The sequence below is a fragment of the Streptomyces finlayi genome, assembly GCF_014216315.1.
In the GTDB taxonomy this organism is placed as follows: domain Bacteria; phylum Actinomycetota; class Actinomycetes; order Streptomycetales; family Streptomycetaceae; genus Streptomyces; species Streptomyces finlayi_A.
Window position 1 is genome coordinate 5,146,296 of sequence record NZ_CP045702.1, and the last position, 16,048, is coordinate 5,162,343.

Here is a 16,048-nt window from a genome sequence, read left to right on the forward strand (position 1 = left end):
CGTACCCCTGATCCCGGAGCCCTCGCCCGCACACAGCGGGCGGGGGCTTCGTTGCGGCGACCGTCCTTCCCCGCCGGCAGGGCCTCAGCGACTGCGAACAGGCCTCGCTGGGCAACGGCCTGATGGAGCTCGCCTACCTGCACCACGACCGCCCGGGGCCGCCTCGTCCATCGCCTGCGCGTAGTCGCCGAACTGACCACGGGCCACCCGGAACTCGGCGCCCTGTGCACCCTCGCCACGGACCTGTGCCACCGGATGCTGACGCGCCGGCCGAGGCTGACGCCTGTGCCCTCGAAGCGCCCGTAGAAAACCCGTGGCAGGGATCCGGCCCTTCCCCGCAGGCTGTACGTCATGACCGCACAGCCCATGACCCCGCCGCCCCACGAGATCCGCGCCCGGCACACCGAATCGACCGTCACCGTCTACCAGGCGTACCCGCCCGCCATCGGCCTCCCGGCCGCCCGCGAAGGCCGCTTCCCCGCCGCCTGGAAGCGCGACCGCATGACGTGGATCAAGCCGAGCTTCCTGTGGATGATGTACCGCTGCGGCTGGGCGACGAAGGAGGGCCAGGAGACGGTCCTCGCCGTCGAGATCACCCGCGAGGGCTTCACCTGGGCGCTGGAGAACGCCGAACTCTCCCATTACGTACGGGACGTGCACCCGGACCAGGCCACCTGGCAGCGCAACCTGCGCCGCGCACCCACCCGCGTCCAGTGGGACCCCGAGCGTGACCTCCACCTGAACCCACTCCCGTACCGCTCCCTGCAACTCGGCCTCGCGGGTGAGGCGGCCCGGCGGTACGCGGACGAGTGGACGGTCTCCATCCGCGACGTCACCCCGCTCGCCCAGGAGATCCACACCCTGGTCCGGGCAGGGGAATCCGAGGCGGCCTCCGCGCTACTGCCCCGGGAGACCCCGTGGCCCGCCACCGGAAGAGTGCCCCGGCCTTCGGCGCCCGAGGCGCACGGAAGCTGAGGCGGCGACCGCGCGCCGCGTTGTCAGTGCCGGTTGCTATACCTGTCCCATGACCGTCTTCCGTGACTTCAACTTCAAGCTCCTCGTCGTCGAGAAGCTCATGTACTGGGACGAGACGCTGACGCCCGCGTTCAGCCTGAGGGACCACATGCGGACACACGGCGTCGACGACCTCGATGCCTACGTCGAGGACAAGGACCTGGCGTACACCGTCCTCGACGAGCCCCGCGCGTACTTCCAGGCGCTGGAGATCCCCGCGGAACTGCTCGCCACCGTGGAGGAGCTGACGTCCGACGGCGGGCATCAGGTCTTCCACGAGTGCGCCCCGGTCTGGGACGGCGAGGACGACCTCTTCGACGTCCACTCGCTCGACGACCTGGACCTGCTGCCGAACCTCAAGCTCTTCACGGGCGCGCGCGAGCTGGAGTACATGCTCCCCGGCTCCTTGGAGATCCTGGCCGCCAGGGGGATCGAGTCGCGCTAGTGCTGTGGCCGCGCAGGTTCGCCGGGTTGGTGGTTGGGTTTTGCGCCTCGCCTTACCTCCGCCAGAACAGGTGATGCGCAACGCCGCTCGTGCTGGGCACGACCTCGAGATGGAACCGGTCGAGCAGGTCATCGGGTGACTCCCAGAGGCGGAGGCCAGACCCGAGCTTCACTGGCGCGACCGCCACGTGCATGGTGTCGACGAGGTCGGCGTCGAGGAACTGCCGGATGGTGGTGACCCCGCCGCCGAGTCGGACGTCCTTGCCCTGTGCCGCCTCCCGCGCCCGTTCGAGGACTGTGAGCGGGCCGTCGTCGACAAAGTGGAATGTGGTGTCGGAGAGCGTGATCGAAGGACGTTCGTGGTGAGTCATGACAAACACCGGGGTGTGAAACGGGGGCTCGTCACCCCACCAGCCGCGCCAGTCATGGTCGGGCCAGGGCCCGCGCTGGGGGCCGAACTTGTTGCGGCCCATGATCTCGGCGCCGATATTGCGTGCGAAGTCCCGCGTGAAGTAGTCGTCGAGGCCGCGGCTGCCTCCGGGGTCGGTGCGCATGGGCCAGCTTGCTGTGGCACCGGCCCAGGCGAACAGCCTCTCGGGATTGGCGTCGCCGAACGGGCTCTTGAGGCTCTGGTGCTCACCGGCACCGATCCCGTCACTTGAGACGTTGAAGTTCATGACTTTCAGTAGCTGTTCCACGTGTTCTCCTCGTCAGGTCCTGTCGCATCCTCGTGTGGCGAAGTACCCCACATCAGGACGTCGAACGGGACGTGCCCGGATCGACAGCGGCCCGTAGTCTTTTTCCAAGGTGTGCCCGATACGACAGTTCACCTGCGTCGTTCGGCGGCATGCCGGTACCCACTGGTGCGGCGTCGAGCCAGCAAGAGCGCCCGAATGGCGCTCTCGTCCGCGCGCGGGCAGCGCGTCAGGCCGCGGCGGCGAGGGGGCACCCGCCGGGGCAGACGCGGTGTCCTCGTCGGCCTGGACCAGCTGGGCGATCACCGGCCCCCGGTTTCCGCCGGCCGAGGCCAGCAGCATCATCGCCCGCCGGGAACGCACCGAACTGGTGCTGCCCCGGCGCAGGATCTGCTGCAGCGAAGTGCGGGCATGGAGGAACCCCGGCTCGGCCGGATTCTCGCAGCGGGGATCACAACCGGTGCCGATGTGCTCTCGTGGTGTGCGGAGGGAGTGGCTTACGATTCTGAGGTTCCCACTCAACCGGGACGGTAGCGAGAGTGAGCCGCCCACCGTCTATGCGGACGGCTACACGGGGGACCTGTACCTGGACAAGCCGACCGAGGTGGCGAGTTATGACGCCGCCTTTAAAGACATCCGGGACAAAGCAATCGACGATCAGGCATCGCAGAACCTGATCTCTGAAGTGGCAGGGAGCTATGGACAGGGTTGATCCGACCGAGGCGTCTTGGGTCAAGTCCAGTTACAGCAACGCCCAATCTTCGTGCGTGGAGATCGCCACCGTTGGTGGCGGGATCGTCCCCGTACGGGACAGTAAGAGCGCCCTTGGGCCCGTCATCGTGCTCGGCGACCGCGCCTGGGGCGCGTTCGTGAGTGGGATCAGCGAAGACGGCCCCTTCGCCGGTCGATGCTGACGATGTGAGGCGGCGGGATCGGCCCCGCTGCGGCCTATGGCCGACAGCATGGTCGGCCTCTACGGGAAGGGTGAAGTTCGCCTTCGGTTCCCGCAGTCCGCGATCCGCCATGGCGTTGCCAGCAGCCCCGGACCGACTTCGGCCGGGGCTGCATCAGGGCAGGCTGTCGCCCGTACCCGTATGGCCATGAGTGCGACGGCATGGGTCAATCGGGGCAGGATCGAGCCTCTCGACGTGCACGACGTTCCACCTGTGCGGGACAGCAAGGCCGTTCAGCGGTCCGCTCCTCGACCGCTGCGGCCACCCCGGATGGCGTCGTGCTCGTGCTCTGTCAGTGCGCGATGCCGTCGATCAGTTCTCGCGCGCCCTGGCGTAGCAGGGCGACGGCGACGGAGGTGCCGAGGGTGGCGGGGTCGAGGCGGCCGGCCCATTCGTGGGCGTTCAGGACTTTCTTCCCGTCGGGGGTGAAGACCTTTGCTCGCAGTGAGAGTTCGCCATTTCCTTCGGTCTGGGCGTACCCGGCGATGGGCGAGTTGCAGTGCCCTTGCAGGACGTGGAGGAACATGCGCTCGGCCGTCGTCTCGCGGTGCGTGTCGGGGTCGCCGAGCGCGCTCACGAGGTCGATGAGCTCGGTGTCGTCTTCGCGGCATTGAAGGGCGAGGACTCCGGCTCCGATCGGCGGGCACATGACCTCGGGCGACAGGATCTCGGTGATCACATCGGTGCGGCCGATGCGTTCCAGGCCGGAGACGGCCAGGAGCAGCGCGTCGGCCTCAGCGGCGGCGAGCTTTTCCAGGCGGCGGTTGGCGTTGCCGCGCATCGGTACGCATTCCAGGTGCGGGTAGGAGGCGGCGAGCTGGGCGATGCGCCGTACGGACGAGGTGCCGATCCGGGTTCCGGACGGGAGCTGGTCGAGGTGCAGGCCGTCCGGGTGGATGAGGGCGTCGCGGATGTCGTCGCGTTCGAGGAAGGCGGCGAAGGTCGTACCGGCGGGCAGCGGCCGGTCGGCGGGGATGTCCTTCACGCAATGCACCGCGAGGTCCGCGTCCCCGGCGAGCAGCGCCTGGTCGACCTCCTTCGTGAACGCGCCCTTGCCCTCGACCAGAGCCAGGTCGCCCATCCACTTGTCGCCGGTCGTCTTCACGGCGACGACCTCGGTGCGGGTGTCGGGACAGAGCGCGGCCAGTTCGGCGCGGACGCGCTCCACCTGGGCGAGCGCCATGGGCGAGTCGCGGGACACGATGCGAATGAGATCTGCGGCCATGGCGCCCACGATAGACCGTCAGATACGGGATCCGATGACTAGCCCTGATGCCCATGTCGTGGCGGTTCCAGGCAAGTTGGTGTGACCAGGTAATTGTTCGAGAAAAGCGTCGACGCGGGGCTGGTGGTCGGAGGGCCACGTGGGTTGCGGCAGGAGATCGTCGACAATGTAGAGGCCGCCGGGTGCCAGCAGGTCGAGGAGGTCCTCGAGTCGGTGGAACTTTCCGGGTCGGCAGTCCACGTAGGCGAGGGCGAGCGGCGGGCCGCTGTAGGCGTCGAGCCATGCGTCGGCGTCCGCTGTCTCGAATGCGACGCGGGCGTCGGCGCCGAGGTGTCGAGCGGCGATGGCCTGGCGGTCGCTGTCCATCTCGACGCTGGTCAGGTGGGCGTCGGCTCCCATGCCGTGGAGCAACCACGCCGCACCTGCGCCGACGCCGGTCCCGCGCTCGACCATGTGCCCGCCGGGCTTGGACGCGGCGAGGGTGGCGAGGAGTGAGCCGGTCCGGTCTTCGCACGACATTGCGAAGCCGAGTTCGGCGGCGTCGATGAGGATGTCGTCGAGGGCGGTCGGGCGGAAGTACGGGTTCTCATCCACGGGTGTCCTCCAGGTGGGTGGCTACCCACTCGGCGGCGAACGTGAGGATGCTGTCCGCGCCCGCCCGCTTGAGCATCGCGGTGTACTCCGTCATGCCCTCGGTGCCCAGTGCGCGCAGGGCGGGCCATTCCCCTGCTGTGGAGTACGCGACGAGCGGCACGTTCTGGCTGTCGCGGAGCCGGGTGAGGACGTCGACGGCGGCCATCACCGGCTGGAGCGTGAGGGAGTCGGCGCCCTCCTCGATCCACTGGTGGGCCTGCACGAGGGTGTCCCGGTCGGCGCGGCCCGGTTCGAGCTGGAGGCCGCGGCGGTTCCCAGCTGCCGGGTTCGTCTTCATCAGCTCTTTGAACGGCCCGTACAACACCGTGTGAAGGGTCAGGTTCGGTGTCACGCCGACATCCCAGCGGCGCGCTGTCCAGTGCGGTGCGAACGGCCCGGACCGACCCGTCGAGCATCGCGGTCGGTGAGACAACGTCCGCGCCGGCTTCCGCATGGAGCACCGCCGCGTCCGCGCCGGCTTCCGCATGGAGCACCGCCATCTGCCCCATGAGGCGGAAGGTGGCGGGGAGGTCGATGTGCCCGGCAGGGGTGCGCAGGATGCACTGGCCGTGACTGGTCCAGGAGCAGCCGCATACCTCGGTCGTCACAGCCATACCTGGGTCGGTGTCCTTGACCGCGGCGATGGCGCGGAGCATTCGGTTGCCGGGGGCGAGCGCGGCGGACCCTTCGGCGTCACGGTCGTGACCGTAGGCGAACACCTTCACGCCCCGGATTCCGAGCCGGGCCCACCGCTCCACGGTCCGGGGGACATTCTCCAGCGGCACGGCGCCGGGCAGTCCATCGGACCCGGGATCCGTGCGGGCGGGCAGGACCAGGAGCGGGGCGCTCAGGTCCGCGGGGGCGAGCATGGGCCGGGCGTACAGGTCGCGTACAGCCTGGCGTGCCCGGCTCGAGCCTCTTCAGTGGCGTTTTCTCAGACACCTGGAGCGAAGAGATCACGATGGTGGCTCTTGGGCTGCTGATTCTCGTGGCGGTGGCGGTCGCCACCCGGAGTACGCACATCTCCCGGGTGATGGCGCTCTCGGACACCGAGGTGGTCGACGCGTACGAGCGGCTCTATCCGGAGGCGCTGCGCAGCGGGGCTCGCCCGGAAACCGGAGAGCGCGCCGCAGGCCTGACGGGAAAGGATCTTCAACCGGACCGGAAGCGCAGAGGCCGATGTACCGCGTTCGGAGTACGGCGGCAGTGCCCCGTACCTCTGAGGGAGGCGCGGGACTTCCGCCTGCTGGGCTCTTTCGGAGTGCTGTCGCCCGATTAGGGTCGGGGTATGGATTCCCCAACTTCCCGGTGGCGGCCCCGGCCGCCACGCAAGCGCGGCCGATGGGCTGCCGGCCTCGTCGCGCTCGTCGTGCTCGCGGGTGGCGGCACGTGGACCGCGGTCGCCGACGACAGTGGTCCCGCTGTGCAGCGCGAGGACCGGACACTGCGGCTGGACGGGGTGCCGATCGACACCTCGTACTTCACGAGCGGGGGCTCCGAGCGGCGGCCCGCCGTGCTCATCGGGCACGGCTTCGGTGGCAGCAAGGCCGATGCGCGGGCCCAGGCCCAGAAGCTGGCCGCCGACGGTTACGCCGTCATGACCTGGTCGGCCCGCGGGTTCGGGAAGTCGGGCGGGGAGATCTCGCTCAACGCGCCCGACGCCGAGGTCAAGGACGTGTCCGGGCTCATCGACTGGCTGGCCGGGCGGGACGAGGTGGAGCTCGACGGTGCGGGTGATCCCCGGGTCGGGGTCACCGGGGTCTCCTACGGAGGCGCCGTCTCGCTTCTCGCCGCCGGGCACGACAAGCGCGTCGATGCCGTCGCGCCGGTGATCACCTACTGGAACCTGGCCGATGCCCTGTTCCCGGACGGTGTCTTCAAGAAGCTCTGGGCCGGGATCTTCGTCACCACCGGTGGCGGCTGTCAGCAGCTGGAGAAGCAGCTCTGCGAGATGTACGAGCGGGTCGCCGTCAGCGGGAAGCCTGATGCCGCCGCGCGTGAGCTGCTGGCCGAGCGCTCCCCGATCGCCGTCGCCGACCGCATCAAGGTGCCCGCACTGATCGTGCAGGGCCAGTCGGACTCGCTCTTCCCGCTCGACCACGCCGACGCGATGGCGAAGGCCATCAGCGGCAACGGCGCACCCGTCTCCGTCGACTGGATCGCGGGCGGGCACGACGGAGGCGACAGTGAGGGCGCCCGGGTCGAGGGTCGTGTCGGGGCGTGGTTCGACCGGTACCTCAAAGAGGACAAGGGGGCCGATACAGGGCCTGCCTTCCGTGTCACCCGTACCGGAGGGATCGACTCCACCGACGGGGCCGCCCAGCAGCGGGGCGCGAGCAGCGACCGCTATCCGGGGCTGAGCGGGCCGAAGGGCGGCGGCGAGGAGTTCGTGCTCGCGGGGGGCAAGCAGACCTTCCGTAATCCCGCCGGGGCCAGTCCGCCCGCGATCTCCGCCGTGCCGGGGCTCGGTGGTGGGCTCGCGCAACTGTCGTCCGTCGGCGTCGGGCTCTCGCTGGACTTTCCCGGGCAGCACGCCCGGTTCGACTCCCGGCCGGTCACCGACTCCGTACGCGTCACCGGGGCACCCACCGTCCGCGTAAACGTTACGGCTGGCAGCGGCAAGGGCAGCAGCGAGGACAGCGGCAAGGGCAGCAGCGACGTCGTGCTGTTCGGGAAGGTGTACGACGTATCGCCCGACGGGAAGCAGCAGGTGCTGCCCTCCCAGCTCGTCACCGCCCACCGGATCACACCCGCCCAGCAGGGCAGGCCCATCGAGCTGACGCTTCCTGCCGTCGACCACGCGATCGACTCCGGGCACCGGCTCCGCCTCGTCCTGTCCGCCACCGACCTCGGTTACGCGTCACCGGCCGAGCCCGCCACGTACACCGCCTCGCTCGAAGGCCCGCTGACCCTCCCCACCGCACCACAGGTGAAGACGGCGTCGACCGCTCTGCCCTGGTGGACCTGGGGACTTCCGGCCGCCGCCGTCGTGATCGCCGCCGCGCTCCTGCTCTCCGCGCGCCGCCGCACCGCGACCCCCGCGCCCGACCCGGCACTCGCCGACGTACCGCTCCAGATCACCGGACTGTCGAAGAAGTACGCCAAGTCCGCGGACCGGTACGCCGTCCGGGAGCTGTCCTTCCGCGTGGAGAAGGGGCAGGTGCTGGGACTCCTCGGACCGAACGGCGCGGGGAAGACCACCAGCCTGCGCATGCTGATGGGGCTCATCACCCCCGACGAGGGCGACATCCGCGTCTTCGGTCACGCCATCCGGCCCGGTGCGCCCGTGCTGTCGCGGGTCGGTTCGTTCGTGGAAGGGGCGGGTTTCCTGCCGCACCTCTCGGGGCGCGCCAACCTGGAGCTGTACTGGCAGGCCACCGGACGGCCCGCCGAGGACTCGCACATCAAGGAAGCCCTGGAGATCGCCGGGCTCGGTGACGCCCTCGCCCGCGCGGTGCGGACGTACTCGCAGGGCATGCGACAGCGGCTCGCCATCGCCCAGGCCATGCTCGGGATGCCGGACCTCCTCATCCTCGACGAGCCGACCAACGGCCTCGACCCGCCTCAGATCCGCGAGATGCGTGACGTGATGATCCGGTACGCGGCCGGGGGCCGGACCGTCATCGTCTCCAGCCACCTCCTCTCCGAGGTGGAGCAGTCCTGCACCCACCTGGTCGTCATGGACCGCGGCCGGCTCGTGCAGGCGGGGCCCGTCGCCGAGATCACCGGCTCAGGCGACATGCTGCTCGTCACCACCGCGCGGGACGTCGGGGAACCGCTTGTCGAGAAGATCGCCGCACTCCCGGGGATCGGCTCCGCGGTGCGTACGGGCGACGGGCTCGGCCTGCTCGTACGGCTCGACGGAGCCACCTCCTCCGAGCTGATCGCCGAACTCGTGCGCCTTGACCTGCCGTTGACGGGCGTCGGTCCGCACCGCCGCCTGGAGGACGCGTTCCTCACCCTGATCTCCGGAGGCTCCGCATGAGTACCGCAGCCGATGTGACACACGCCCCCGAGGCGCCCGGCTACCGGGCCAGGCGCACGCTGCCGCTGCGCGTCGAAGCGATGCGGCAGCTGCGCAGGCGCCGCACCCTGCTCATGGGCGGGATCCTGGCGGCCCTGCCGTTCATCCTGATCACCGCCTTCGCGATCGGCGGCACCCCCGACGGCGGACCCGGCGGCGGTGAGCGGATCACCCTCATGGACACCGCGACGGCCTCCGCCGCGAACTTCGCCGCGACGTGCCTCTTCGTCTCGGCCGGCTTCCTGCTGGTGGTGCCGGTCGCCCTGTTCTGCGGGGACACCGTCGCCTCCGAGGCCAGCTGGTCATCGCTGCGCTATCTGCTCGCGGCGCCCGTGCCACGGACCCGGCTGCTATGGAGCAAACTCGTCGTCGCGCTCGGTTTCAGCCTGGCCGCGATGGTGCTGCTGCCGGTGGTCGCACTCGCGGCGGGAGCCGCGGCCTACGGCTGGGGGCCGTTGCAGCTCCCCACCGGAGGCGCACTCGCCACGGGGGACACCGTTCCGCGTCTCGCCCTCGTGGTGGTGTTCATCTTCGTCTCCCAACTGGTGACCGCTGCCCTGGCGTTCTGGCTGTCGACGAAGACCGACGCGCCCCTGGGCGCTGTCGGCGGCGCCGTGGGCCTCACCATCGTCGGCAATGTCCTGGACGCGGTCACCGCACTCGGATCGTGGCGCGAATTCCTCCCCGCGCACTGGCAGTTCGCCTGGGCGGACGCGCTCCAACCCGATCTGGAGTGGGGCGGCATGGTCAAGGGCGCCGCGGTGTCCGTCACCTATGCCCTGATCCTGTTCGCTCTGGCCTTCCGCGGCTTCAGCCGTAAGGACATCGTGTCCTGACGTTGACCTTCCGCGGATCTCCGCGCCGATTCCGCCCGCCGTTGCCGCATCGAGATTGATCCGCAACGCGTTCGTCTGCTCTTTCGGGGCCCGCCGTACGTCACATTCACAGATGCCGACGATGTGGGGGGACCGATGAAAGAGATGAAGGACCGGACAGCGAAGTACAGCGGGGCGCTCGCACTGCTGCTGGCGGGTGGGATGCTGCTCACCGGCTGTGGCGCCGGATCGGACGGGGCGACGTCCGCGGACCGTAAGACCGATGCGAGTGGTTCGAGCGGCGGAGCGCCGGCGCCGGCCGCACCCGACGGGGCGGCGGACGAGGTCGGTCCGGAACAGCGGGAGGGCGCGGACCGTGACGACGTGGCGCCGTCGCCGGACTATCTGTCGACGTTCGCCCTGGACGTGGACACGGCCAGTTACGGCTACGCGCGGCGCACCCTGGGCGACGGACGGCTGCCCGGACCAGGGTCCGTGCGGCCCGAGGAGTTCGTCAACAGCTTCCGCCAGGGCTACCAGCGGCCCAAGGACAACGGCTTCTCGGTGACCGTCGACGGTGCGCGCGCCGGGGCGGACGCGAGCGACTGGTCGCTCGTACGGATCGGGCTCGCCACCAAGGCCGCCACCGACCGGAGCGAACGCCCGCCCGCCGCCCTCACCTTCGTCGTCGACATCTCCGGGTCGATGGCCGAACCGGGCCGCCTGGACCTGGCGAAGGAGTCCCTCGGCATGCTCACCGACGAGCTGCGCGACGACGACTCCGTCTCCCTGGTCACCTTCAGCGACGAGGCCGAGACCCGGCTGCCGATGACCCGGCTCCAGGGCAACCGCACCAAGGTCCGGGACATCGTCGAGGACATGGAACCGGAGGACTCCACGAACGTGGACGCCGGGATCGGACGCGGCTACGACGAGGCGGCCAGGGGCCACCGCAAGGGCGCCACCAACCGGGTCGTGCTGCTGTCCGACGCTCTTGCCAACACCGGGGAGACGGAGGCCGACTCGATTCTCGAGCGCATCGAATCCTCCCGCCGCGACTACGGCATCACCCTCTTCGGAGTAGGTGTCGGCAGCGACTACGGGGACGAGCTGATGGAGCGCCTCACCAACAAGGGCGACGGGCACACCACCTACATCTCCGACGAGACGCAGGCCCGCAAGGTCTTCGTCGACCAGCTGCCCGCCCATGTGGAACTGCGGGCCCGCGACGCGAAGGCCCAGGTGGCCTTCGACCGGGACACGGTCGAGCAGTTCAGGCTCATCGGCTACGAGAACCGCAAGGTCGCCGACGAGGACTTCCGTGACGACAGCGTGGACGGCGGCGAGGTCGGCCCGGGTCACACGGTGACGGCGCTCTATGCCGTACGCCTCCGGGACGGCGCGTCCGGGCACGTGGCGACCGCGACGGTGCGCTGGCAGGACCCGAAGACCCGCAAGGCGCACGAGGAGACCGGATCGGTGGAGACGGGTGAGATCGACGGGGCGCTCTGGGGCGACGGCAACAGCCGCCTCCAAGTGACGGCCGTGGCCGCGTACTTCGCCGAGGCGCTGCGCGGAAGCGAACTGCCGGGAGCACCGGGGCTCGGTGAACTCGCAAACCGCGCGGACACGTTGGCGGACCGCACCGAGGACAGCTCGGTACGCAAGCTTGCCACCGCGATCGAGGAGGCGGACCGGCTCAAGGGCGGCGGTGACGAGCGAGGCGGCGGGGACGAGGGCGAGATCGGCTGACGGACCCGGACGCAGCCGCGTGCCCGGCGGGGCCCGACGGGGCCCGTACAGTCCGTCCGGTCGTCCGGGCTGTGCGGGCCGCGCTTCCGCGCCATGATGTGCCCATGTTCTCACCGCTTCTGATGTCCGCCGTGATCGCTGCCGGGCTCTACGCCGGCTTCATGCTGACGTTTCTGGTCGTGATCATGCCCGGACTCGCGCTCCTGCCGGACGACGGGTTCACGGCCGCGATGCGCCGCTTCAACGAGAAGGTCCCCGGCCCCGGCTTCCTGCTCGTCTTCCTGGGCGTCGTCGCCCTGCCGGCCGCCGCACTCGTGTCGGACCTCGGCGGGCGCGGTGACAGGAACTGGAATCTGGTTCTGGCTGCCCTGGTCTGCGCGGTGATCAGCCACCTCATCACGATCACCGGGAACATTCCCCTGAACAACGCGCTCGCCGGAGCCGAGGGCGCGAAAGCGGGCGGAGGAGTGGGCGGGGGTGGGGGCGGAGACGCCACAGTGGCGCGCGCGGCCTTCGAGTCCCGCTGGAACACCTTGCACCGCATCCGCACGGCGCTTTCCACGGCCTCCTTCGTCCTGCTGGCCGCTGTCGTTCTGTAGGTCTGCGGGTCTGCGGGTCTGCGGGTCTGCGCAAGGCCTTCCCCGTACGCCCCGGTCGGGCGTCGTGACGAGTGATCACGCGTACAGGGTCAGCCGCTCACGCGGACGGGGCGGGGGCGATCTCCTCGATCAGACCCTCGACGAGCTTCTTGATCTCGTCGCGGATCGGCCGTACGGACTCGACACCCTGACCCGCCGGGTCCTCCAGCGTCCAGTCCAGGTACCGCTTGCCCGGGAAGACGGGGCAGGTGTCGCCGCAGCCCATGGTGATGCACACGTCGGATGCCCTGACCGCGTCGACGGTGAGGATCTTGGGCGTCTCGGCGGTGATGTCGATGCCGACCTCGCGCATGGCCTCGACCGCGGCGGGATTGACCTGGCCGGCCGGCGCGGAACCGGCGGAGCGGACCTCGACACGGTCCCCGGCCAGGTGCGACAGCCAGGCGGCGGCCATCTGGGAGCGGCCGGCGTTGTGGACACAGACGAACAGCACAGACGGCTTCTCGGACATCAGGGATCTCTCTCGTCTCACGGTTGTCCTGCGACGGATCAGGGCAATGCGACATCAGGGCACGGGGCACCTGTCCGTTGACATCGGTGCCCGGGGACCTGGGTACCCAGTGGCATCAGCACCCGGTGGCGTCAGTTGCCACTGATGTGACAGTATCAGTCCATGATGACGTCAGTCGACACTGAACTGATCCGGGTGCTGGCCGACCCGCTCAGGCTCAAGATCGTGACCCTGCTGGCCCGCGAAACGCTCTGCACCACGCATCTGGTCGAGGAGACCGGTGCCAAGCAGACCAACCTCTCCAACCATCTGAGAGTGCTGCGTGAAGCCGGTGTGGTGGAGACCGAGCCGTGCGGCCGCTTCACGTACTACAAGCTCCGCCCGGACGTCATCGCCCTGCTCGCCGGCCAGTTCGCCGACCTGGCCGATTCCGCTCGTACCGCCGCCGAGAACAAGAGGGCCTGTCCGTGACCCCCACCCGAGCGACCGCCGCCCCCGAGGATTCCTCGGTCGTCGCGAAGCTTTCGACGCTCGACCGCTTCCTCGCCGTATGGATCCTGCTCGCCATGGGTCTCGGTCTGGGGCTCGGCCGGCTGATCCCAGGGCTGAACGACGCCCTCGCGAAGGTCGAGATCGGAGGCATCTCCCTGCCCATCGCGGCCGGACTGCTGATCATGATGTATCCGGTCCTCGCCAAGGTCCGGTACGACAAACTCGACGCGGTCACCGGGGACCGCAGGCTGATGATCTCCTCGCTGGTCATCAACTGGGTCCTGGGCCCGGCGCTCATGTTCGCGCTCGCGTGGATCTTCCTCCCGGACCTGCCCGAATACCGCACCGGCCTGATCATCGTCGGTCTGGCCCGCTGCATCGCCATGGTCATCATCTGGAACGACCTCGCCTGCGGCGACCGTGAGGCCGCCGCCGTCCTCGTGGCGCTGAACTCCGTCTTCCAGGTCATCGCGTTCGGCGTCCTGGGCTGGTTCTACCTCGACCTGCTGCCCGGCTGGCTCGGTCTCGGCGAGGGCGAGGAGCTCGACATCTCCATGTGGAAGATCGCGCTCAACGTCGTCATCTTCCTCGGCGTCCCGCTGGTGGCCGGCTTCCTGACCCGCCGCCTCGGCGAGAAGAAGATGGGCCGCGAGTCCTACGAGGCGACGTTCCTCCCGAAGATCGGCCCCTGGGCCCTCTACGGCCTGCTGTTCACGATCGTCATCCTGTTCGCACTCCAGGGGAAGACGATCACGTCCCAGCCGGTGGACGTCGTACGGATCGCGCTGCCGCTGCTCGTCTACTTCGCGGTGATGTGGTTCGGCACGTTCCTGCTCGGCAAGGCCATCGGCCTGAACTACGACCGCACGGCGACCCTCGCGTTCACCGCCGCGGGCAACAACTTCGAGCTGGCCATCGCGGTGGCCATCGCCACCTTCGGCGTGACGTCCGGCCAGGCCCTCTCCGGCGTCGTCGGCCCGCTGATCGAGGTCCCGGTCCTGGTGGGACTCGTGTACGTGTCCCTGGCCTGGCGCAAGAAGTTCACGACCCCGGCCCCGTGAACGACGCGCCCCTCGACGTGGTGGTGATCGGCGGCGGCCAGGCAGGCCTCGCCGCCGGTTACCACCTGCGCCGCCTCGGCCTGGATTTCGTCGTCCTGGACGCCGGGTCCGGGCCGGGCGGTGCGTGGCAGCACGCCTGGGACTCGCTGCACCTGTTCTCCCCGGCCGCGTACTCCTCCCTGCCCGGCCGGCTGATGCCGCCGCAGCCGGGGGAGACCTACCCCGGAGCCCGGCACGTCGTCGCCTACCTCACCGACTACGAGCAGCGGTACGAACTCCCGCTGATCCGCCCCGTACGCGTGGAAGCCGTCCGTCACGACGGTGAGCTGCTCCGGGTGGAGGCCGCCACCGGCACCTGGCGGGCGCGGGCGGTGATCAGTGCCACCGGCACCTGGGGGCGGCCGTTCCTGCCGGCCCTGGCGAACGGGGCGGAATTCCGCGGGCAGCAGCTGCACACGGTCGACTACCGCAGCCCGTCAGACCTCACCGGCCGACGCGTCGTGGTCGTCGGCGGAGGCAACTCGGGTGCCCAGATCGCCGCCGACCTGGCGGCCACCACCGACCTGACCTGGGTCACACAGCGCCCGCCCCGCTTCCTCCCCGACGACATCGACGGCCGCGCGCTCTTCGACGTGGCCACCGTGCGCCGCCGGGCGCTGGACGAGGGGCGGACGGACCCGGGAGGCGTCGGCTCGCTCGGGGACATCGTCGCCGTCCCGCCCGTGCGAGCGGCCCGCGACGCCGGACTCCTCCAGGCGCGGCCGATGTTCAGCCGGCTCACCCGTACCGGCGTCGCATGGGCCGACGGCACGACCGCCGAAGCCGACACGATCATCTGGTGCACCGGCTTCCGCCCCGCACTCTCCCACCTCGCCCCGCTGGGCCTGCGCCGCACACGCGGCCACATCCCCACCACGGGCACCCAGGCGCAGGGCGAACCCCGCCTCCACCTGCTCGGCTACGGCGACTGGACCGGCCCCGCCTCCGCCACCCTCATCGGCGTCGGCCGCCCGGCCCGCGACGCGGCGACGGCCATCGCCGGCCTGCTCGGGCAGGACCGGGGCCCGCGCCGGGGCGCGCGGCGTCCACGAGGCCGGGCGGAGGGCGTCAGAGCGACGGACGGGTGACGCGGATCAGCCGGCGACCGCTCCGAGCTGCTGCATCAGGCCGAGGTCGTCCAAGTTCCACCAGCTTTCCGCGAGTTTGCCGCCCTCACAGCGGAAGGTCGCGTGGCCGGTTCCAGAGATCTGCCGGCCGGTGGGCTCCATGCCCTGGTAAGCGCCCACGTGACGCCCCTCGAAGGACAGCCGTGCGCACACCACGTCACCCTCGGCGGTCAGGCTCGCGATGGTGACCACCGGTTCGAACGCCTCGATGGTCTCCCGGTTCTCGATCTTGGCCTGCGCGAGCCCCAGGTCGTACGAGGACAGCGACGGGTCGTGCTCCCGGTAGCCGGCGGTGCACATCGCGTCCACCGCGTCGATGTTCCTCGCGTTGATCACGTCGTCGACGAAGCTACGGACCAGGATCTTGTTCAGCTGCTCGTCCCGCACGACATCGAGGTCCGTGAACGACGGCTCCCCGTCGCACAGGGCCACCATCTCCTGGAATATCCGGTCGGTCTCCGGCAGGTGCGAGTTCTTCTGTGCCTCCTCGTACGAGGGGAACTCCACGATCTCCACCACGTGTGTGGCGTCGGCGCGGTCCCGTCCCACGATCGAGTGCGTGGCCGTCCGCTTGCCCTGTGTCGCGTCGATCCAGGAGTCCATCAGGCTGTTCAACTCATCAGCTCTGCTTGTTTTGCAGTCGATGACCTGCATGAACGTCATG

General features: G+C 69.8%; 18 protein-coding genes and 2 pseudogenes. 12 read left to right on the forward strand and 8 right to left on the reverse strand.

Annotation, left to right across the window (positions count from 1 at the left end):
* Window positions 1-351: 351 nt before the first annotated feature.
* Together F0344_RS23640 and F0344_RS23645 are read left to right on the forward strand one after the other, a co-directional pair.
* Window positions 352-975 (forward strand): DUF4291 domain-containing protein, encoded by a 624-nt coding sequence (locus tag F0344_RS23640; protein WP_185300706.1) that lies wholly within the window; start codon window positions 352-354, stop codon window positions 973-975.
* A 49-nt stretch (window positions 976-1,024) separates the two neighbouring features.
* Entirely contained in the window at window positions 1,025-1,459 is a 435-nt protein-coding gene (locus F0344_RS23645) for a DUF6892 domain-containing protein (RefSeq protein WP_185300707.1), read from the forward strand.
* 52 nt (window positions 1,460-1,511) lie between these two features.
* Here the strand turns inward: F0344_RS23645 and F0344_RS23650 are convergent, their stop codons facing one another.
* Both F0344_RS23650 and F0344_RS36050 read right to left on the reverse strand, forming a co-directional pair.
* Window positions 1,512-2,156: a dihydrofolate reductase family protein gene (locus tag F0344_RS23650; protein ID WP_185300708.1), complete on the reverse strand. Its 645-nt coding sequence runs from the start codon at window positions 2,154-2,156 to the stop codon at window positions 1,512-1,514.
* A gap of 267 nt (window positions 2,157-2,423) precedes the next feature.
* A pseudogene (locus F0344_RS36050) lies at window positions 2,424-2,552 on the reverse strand (IS630 family transposase); the annotation flags it as partial.
* A 67-nt stretch (window positions 2,553-2,619) separates the two neighbouring features.
* Between F0344_RS36050 and F0344_RS35185 the strand changes: the two are divergent.
* Together F0344_RS35185 and F0344_RS23660 are read left to right on the forward strand one after the other, a co-directional pair.
* On the forward strand, window positions 2,620-2,865 hold the full coding sequence (locus tag F0344_RS35185; protein ID WP_219732190.1) for a Scr1 family TA system antitoxin-like transcriptional regulator: 246 nt from the start codon (window positions 2,620-2,622) through the stop codon (window positions 2,863-2,865).
* Window positions 2,852-3,067: a DUF397 domain-containing protein gene (locus tag F0344_RS23660; RefSeq protein WP_185300710.1), complete on the forward strand. Its 216-nt coding sequence runs from the start codon at window positions 2,852-2,854 to the stop codon at window positions 3,065-3,067. The genes F0344_RS35185 and F0344_RS23660 overlap by 14 nt, the downstream gene beginning before the upstream one ends.
* Window positions 3,068-3,398: 331 nt before the next feature.
* Here F0344_RS23660 and hemC read toward each other — a convergent pair whose 3' ends face one another.
* From hemC to F0344_RS36875, 4 genes and pseudogenes are all read right to left on the reverse strand, one after another.
* On the reverse strand, window positions 3,399-4,331 hold the full coding sequence (gene hemC, locus F0344_RS23665) for a hydroxymethylbilane synthase (protein ID WP_185300711.1): 933 nt from the start codon (window positions 4,329-4,331) through the stop codon (window positions 3,399-3,401).
* Window positions 4,332-4,349: 18 nt separating this feature from the next.
* Window positions 4,350-4,925 (reverse strand): O-methyltransferase, encoded by a 576-nt coding sequence (locus tag F0344_RS23670; RefSeq protein ID WP_185300712.1) that lies wholly within the window; start codon window positions 4,923-4,925, stop codon window positions 4,350-4,352.
* Window positions 4,918-5,316: a hypothetical protein gene (locus F0344_RS23675; RefSeq protein WP_185300713.1), complete on the reverse strand. Its 399-nt coding sequence runs from the start codon at window positions 5,314-5,316 to the stop codon at window positions 4,918-4,920. Before F0344_RS23675 ends, F0344_RS23670 begins: the two co-directional genes overlap by 8 nt.
* A 28-nt stretch (window positions 5,317-5,344) precedes the next feature.
* A pseudogene (locus F0344_RS36875) lies at window positions 5,345-5,863 on the reverse strand (hypothetical protein); the annotation flags it as partial.
* Between the two features lie 62 nt (window positions 5,864-5,925).
* Here F0344_RS36875 and F0344_RS23685 point away from each other — a divergent pair.
* The 5 genes from F0344_RS23685 to F0344_RS23705 all read left to right on the forward strand — a co-directional run bounded on the left by F0344_RS23685 (window position 5,926) and on the right by F0344_RS23705 (window position 12,154).
* Complete coding sequence (locus tag F0344_RS23685) at window positions 5,926-6,243, forward strand: hypothetical protein (protein WP_185300714.1); 318 nt, start codon at window positions 5,926-5,928, stop codon at window positions 6,241-6,243.
* A 9-nt stretch (window positions 6,244-6,252) separates the two neighbouring features.
* Window positions 6,253-8,949 (forward strand): alpha/beta fold hydrolase, encoded by a 2,697-nt coding sequence (locus F0344_RS23690; protein ID WP_185300715.1) that lies wholly within the window; start codon window positions 6,253-6,255, stop codon window positions 8,947-8,949.
* Entirely contained in the window at window positions 8,946-9,824 is an 879-nt protein-coding gene (locus F0344_RS23695) for an ABC transporter permease (RefSeq protein WP_185300716.1), read from the forward strand. Before F0344_RS23690 ends, F0344_RS23695 begins: the two co-directional genes overlap by 4 nt.
* 144 nt (window positions 9,825-9,968) lie before the next feature.
* Complete coding sequence (locus F0344_RS23700) at window positions 9,969-11,555, forward strand: vWA domain-containing protein (protein ID WP_185302854.1); 1,587 nt, start codon at window positions 9,969-9,971, stop codon at window positions 11,553-11,555.
* Window positions 11,556-11,659: 104 nt separating this feature from the next.
* Complete coding sequence (locus tag F0344_RS23705) at window positions 11,660-12,154, forward strand: anthrone oxygenase family protein (RefSeq protein ID WP_185300717.1); 495 nt, start codon at window positions 11,660-11,662, stop codon at window positions 12,152-12,154.
* Window positions 12,155-12,251: 97 nt separating this feature from the next.
* On the opposite strand, the gene F0344_RS23710 is transcribed toward F0344_RS23705, so the two are convergent.
* Window positions 12,252-12,665, reverse strand: coding sequence for an arsenate reductase ArsC (locus F0344_RS23710; protein ID WP_185300718.1), 414 nt, complete (start codon window positions 12,663-12,665; stop codon window positions 12,252-12,254).
* Between the two features lie 162 nt (window positions 12,666-12,827).
* Here F0344_RS23710 and F0344_RS23715 point away from each other — a divergent pair, with 162 nt between their 5' ends.
* Genes F0344_RS23715 through F0344_RS23725 form a run of 3 tightly spaced genes read left to right on the forward strand, consistent with a single transcriptional unit; the run spans window position 12,828 to window position 15,345 of the window.
* A complete protein-coding gene (locus F0344_RS23715) occupies window positions 12,828-13,136 on the forward strand; it encodes an ArsR/SmtB family transcription factor (RefSeq protein ID WP_185300719.1) in 309 nt (102 codons plus the stop codon).
* Complete coding sequence (arsB, locus tag F0344_RS23720) at window positions 13,133-14,218, forward strand: ACR3 family arsenite efflux transporter (protein ID WP_185300720.1); 1,086 nt, start codon at window positions 13,133-13,135, stop codon at window positions 14,216-14,218. The genes F0344_RS23715 and arsB overlap by 4 nt, the downstream gene beginning before the upstream one ends.
* Window positions 14,215-15,345, forward strand: a complete 1,131-nt coding sequence (locus F0344_RS23725) for an ArsO family NAD(P)H-dependent flavin-containing monooxygenase (RefSeq protein ID WP_185300721.1) — start codon at window positions 14,215-14,217, stop codon at window positions 15,343-15,345. Before arsB ends, F0344_RS23725 begins: the two co-directional genes overlap by 4 nt.
* A 6-nt stretch (window positions 15,346-15,351) precedes the next feature.
* Here F0344_RS23725 and F0344_RS23730 read toward each other — a convergent pair whose 3' ends face one another.
* On the reverse strand, window positions 15,352-16,047 hold the full coding sequence (locus F0344_RS23730) for an ester cyclase (RefSeq protein ID WP_185300722.1): 696 nt from the start codon (window positions 16,045-16,047) through the stop codon (window positions 15,352-15,354).
* Window position 16,048 lies beyond the last annotated feature (1 nt).